This window comes from Nitrososphaera sp. (assembly GCF_050748925.1).
GTDB lineage: Archaea > Thermoproteota > Nitrososphaeria > Nitrososphaerales > Nitrososphaeraceae > Nitrososphaera.
The window spans coordinates 1-3,552 of record NZ_JBOGQF010000164.1 but is presented as its reverse complement, the minus strand read 5'-3'; the positions used below and the strand labels follow the sequence as shown (position 1 = coordinate 3,552).

4 protein-coding genes are annotated in these 3,552 nt (G+C 57.0%); all 4 read left to right on the top strand.

Going from position 1 to position 3,552, the window contains the following annotated elements:
* Positions 1 to 153 precede the first annotated feature (153 nt).
* Complete coding sequence (locus ACREAY_RS10715) at positions 154 to 690, top strand: hypothetical protein (protein ID WP_431755762.1); 537 nt, start codon at positions 154 to 156, stop codon at positions 688 to 690.
* Complete coding sequence (locus ACREAY_RS10710; RefSeq protein ID WP_431755761.1) at positions 683 to 2,752, top strand: minichromosome maintenance protein MCM; 2,070 nt, start codon at positions 683 to 685, stop codon at positions 2,750 to 2,752. Before ACREAY_RS10715 ends, ACREAY_RS10710 begins: the two co-directional genes overlap by 8 nt.
* Positions 2,749 to 3,207 (top strand): hypothetical protein, encoded by a 459-nt coding sequence (locus ACREAY_RS10705; RefSeq protein ID WP_431755760.1) that lies wholly within the window; start codon positions 2,749 to 2,751, stop codon positions 3,205 to 3,207. Before ACREAY_RS10710 ends, ACREAY_RS10705 begins: the two co-directional genes overlap by 4 nt.
* Positions 3,208 to 3,227: 20 nt before the next feature.
* A partial coding sequence (locus ACREAY_RS10700) for a DEAD/DEAH box helicase (RefSeq protein ID WP_431755759.1) occupies positions 3,228 to 3,552 on the top strand: 325 nt, incomplete at its 3' end.

The window sequence follows — 3,552 nt, the reverse complement described above, 5'->3', positions numbered from 1 at the left end:
GGCGGACACGCTTCACTTCAACCTTTTTAATGAATTAATATCTTGCTGCCGAGAAAAGCTTGTCCTACGCAAGCTCGCATCTGCTAGCTGAAAGATTGACAAGATTTGTTCTTGCAAAAGAAATAAGTGAGAACAAGCTTCCTCTTACCTACAATGGCCGATGCCTCCGCGGAAACCAATGTCGAAGCTGTCCGGAGCGTCTACCAGATCGGCTACATGAACGAAGACGTGCGCATATCGTACAAAAAAGACGTCAAGATGAGCGTGGGCAACGTCGCCATCGACGCCAAGGAAGGCGACATGTCGTCGCTCCCCCGCTGGGTCGCCAAGATACTGTCAGAGCAGGGGGCCATTGAAGTCCAGTCCGCCGACTCTGCCGGCTATATTTCAAGGACGCTCAACCGCGAAAGGATAGCCAGGCCGCACGACCTGTCGGGCATCGACGTCGACTTTTACGTCCGCGTCAACGACTACCTTGATTCAGTCAAAGAGCGCGAGCGGGAGAACCTGCTCGTGTCGCTCAACACGTTTGTCGCCTCCCGGCTTGAAAAAATAGTAAAGCTGGCGGCCGCGTCGCCGCTGTCAGCCGAGCTTGAAGGCAAGCTGGCGGCAGAGGAAAAAGAGCTTTACAACACCATCCACGAGTCGTCAATAGAATTCAGGAGGGGCGTGCTGAAAAAGTTTGGCTGAGCAGATTACGACAGCCGCGCTGGCCGACAGGCTCAGGGAGTTTCTGCAGGCATTCAAGGGCAGGGACGGCAACTACCGCTATTTCAACCGCATCAACGACATGATGGCGTCAAACGACCAGTCGCTGGTAATCGACTATATCGACTTTGACTCGTTCAGTCCCGACCTTGCCAAGCAGCTGACGCACAAGCCGGACGAGATGCTCGAGGCGTTCAACGAGGCGACCCTTTCCATCCTGCGAGAGATCCACCCCGACTATGAGCAGGAAATTCGTGATAAAATAAAGGTCAGGATAGGCAACTATACCGTCCAGAAAGGGCTGCGCGACATCAACGCCGACCTGATAGACAAGCTGGTGAGCGTGTCTGGCATGGTCGTCAGGTCGTCAGAGGTCAAGCCGCTTGCCAAGAAAGTGGCGTACAAGTGCACCAACTGCAGCGTCGTGACCGAGACTGTGCTGAAAGGGCTGGTGCTGAAAAAGCCGATGAAGTGCTCGGCGTGCGGCGAAAAAGAGCTCGACATGGACCCGCAGAACAGCATATTCATCGATTTCCAGATGGTGCGCCTTCAAGAGCTGCCGGAGGACCTGCCGGCGGGGCAGCTGCCGCATTACGTCGAAGTGACGGTCATGGGCGACCTTGTAGACCAGTGCAGGCCCGGCGACAGGATAATGCTCACCGGCATCATCCGCATAGAGGCAGAGCAGCTGGCGCCGCAGGTAAAGACCAGCCTGTTCCGGCTCAGGATGGAGGGCAACAACATCGAGTACCTCGGCGGCAGGGCCGGCAGCAAGGACACCCGGACAGTCGAGCGAGTGGCGATAAGCGCAGAAGACGAAAAGCAGATAACGACCATAGGCAGCAAGCCCGATGCTTATGAAAAACTGGTCGCGTCCTTTGCGCCCCACATTTACGGCCAGGAGGTCATCAAGGAATCAATACTGCTGTTGATTGTGGGGTCGGTGACGAAAAAACTGGATGACGGCTCGACCCGCAGGGGCGACATCAACGTGCTCCTGGTAGGCGACCCGGGTACGGCAAAGTCGGAGATGCTGAAATTCGCGGCCAAGATAGCGCCCCGCGGCCTCTATACGTCCGGCAGGGGCTCTACCGCGGCAGGCCTTACCGCGGCCGTAATCCGCGACAAGTCCGGGATAATGATGCTCGAAGCAGGCGCGGTCGTCCTTGGCGACCAGGGCCTTGTCTGCATCGACGAGTTTGACAAGATCAAGCCGGAGGACCGGTCTGCCCTGCACGAAGTGATGGAGCAGCAGACCTGCTCGGTGGCAAAGGGCGGGATTGTCGCGACCCTGAACGCAAGGACGTCGATACTTTCAGCGGCAAACCCGATGTACGGCAAATACGATCCGTACAAAAACATCACCGAGAACGTGAACCTGCCTATCCCGCTGCTGACAAGGTTTGACCTGATATTCATAGTCCGCGACGTGCCGGAAAAGGAAAAGGACAACCTGATAGCGAGCCACATACTAGAGATACACAAGGACATCGAAAGAGCAGCCAAGCCTGCGATAGAAATCGACCTTTACAGCAAGTACCTCGCCTATGCAAAGAACCGGGAGCCCGCCCTGACACAGGAAGCCATCGACATAATCCGCAATTACTACATGGAAATGAGGCGCACAGAATCCGAAGGGATGATAACAGTGACGCCAAGGCAGCTCGAAGGGCTGGTGAGGCTGGCCACTGCCCGCGCCAGGCTTTTGCTAAAGGATAAAGTAGATGCGGATGACGCAAACCGCGCGATTTACCTCGTAGGGGAGATGCTGAGGACGGCCGGCGTGGACGTCAACACCGGCAAGATGGACGTGGGAGTGCTCTACGGCAAGCCGCAGTCCGAGGTGTCAAAGCAAAAGCTCTTCATGGAGACCTTTACCGCGCTGTCCGGCCCGGACAACAACGAAGTCGAGGAGAAGAACCTGCTGGCCGAGCTTGGCAAGACTGGCCGGTTCTCTGAAGAAGAGGCGCGCACGCAGATAAACAAGTTCTCCCGCGAAGGCAGGATATACGAAAGAAGGCCCGGCTTTTGGGCCAAGGCTTGATCCGCTTTACAAGCGTAGCCGAAGCAAAATTCAGCCCGCAGTTCAAAGAACGGGTATTGAGCGTCTATTCGCTGTTTCCTGAACTGCGCGGCCAGGCAATCACGTGCGGCTTTATCTGCAGGGGCCACGTTCTTGGCACGGCGCGCAGCTGGCAAAAGCAAATTTCTCTGCAGTCCAGCGTCGGCAACATGACTATAGCACACGAGCTGACGCACCTGCTGCAGGGCAACGGCGTCCCGCACGGCGAAAAGGCGTGCGACATATGGGCAGTTGCAAGGCTGCCGGCAGAAATGCTCGACGAGCAGCCGTATTACATCCTGCGCCACTGGCAAAAGGGCCGGTGGCTGCGCAACAGGCCGGCGGTAAAGGGGCTGTGCGCGCAGGCCATAAAGGTCCGAGAGTCGCGCCGGACGTACATAAAGTGGCTTTCCGGACAGCTGCGCCAGCTACACTAAAAACTCGGCAGGTTTTGATAATGGCAGTGTCGCAGGACAGCACGGTCGGTGCAATGCTCGCCAGCCTCGGCTACAGTTCGTTGTATCCGCCGCAGGAAAAGGCAATTGCCGCCGGCATACTGGACGGCAAGAGCGTGCTCGTCACTACCCCGACGGCGTCAGGCAAGACGCTTGTAGCCATGATGGCAATAGCAAAGGTGATAATGAGCGGAAAAAAGGCGGTCTACCTCACCCCCCTCAGGGCGCTTGCGAGCGAGAAATATTCCGACCTGAAGGCCCTCGAAGGCATGGACCTTGGCACGGGCAGGGCGCCTAAAGTCGTGGTGGCAACTGGCGACTATGACC